Below are 612 nucleotides of genomic sequence, written 5' to 3'. Positions count from 1 at the left end.
GACAAGACCCGCCGCCGGGCCACGATCTTCGGCTGGATCTCCAACGCGTGCCAGGGCGCGGAGTTCACCGCGTTCGGCTTCTACCTGCCCGTGATCCTGGTCAGCGCCGGGGTCGGGGTGGTCGGCACGGCCGCGAACACGAACATCACCGGCACGAACCTGGTCACCGCCGGGATCTACGTCCTGGCCACGATCTCGGGCTTCGTGGCCCCGATCATGATCACCAGGATCGGCCACCGCGGCGTGGCGATGTGGGGCTTCGGCCTCGCGTTCGTGGGCCTGCTCATCGGCGCGTTCGCGCTCGGGGCGGACATCAAGTGGCTCATCGTGATCGGCGCGTGCGTGCTCATGTGGGGCCACTACTGGGACGCCTCGAACGGGATGACGATCACCTCGATGGTCGCCCCGTCCCGGTTCCGGGCCACGGCCTCGGGCTTCGGGTACGTGTTCGTCAAGGCCGCCTCGTTCTTCGGCGCGTTCATCTTCCCGATCATCACCGCCTCGTGGGGCAAGGTCGGCGCGACCCTGGCCGTCTCGGTCCTGTCCCTCATCGGCTTCCTCGCCGCGAGGTTCATCCTCCCCGAGCTCTACGGCTACGTGGACCGCGAGGAG

The 612-nt window shown here is 68.3% G+C and carries 1 protein-coding gene; it reads left to right on the top strand.

The genetic code is table 11. The annotated features are described in order from the left end of the window. On the top strand, positions 1-612 hold a 612-nt coding region (locus ACLN58_RS22580), incomplete at both ends, for an MFS transporter (protein WP_415857437.1).

It is taken from the genome of Sinomonas sp. G460-2 (genome assembly GCF_047759905.1).
Taxonomy (GTDB): domain Bacteria; phylum Actinomycetota; class Actinomycetes; order Actinomycetales; family Micrococcaceae; genus Sinomonas.
This window is presented reverse-complemented; position numbering and strand designations above follow the sequence as displayed.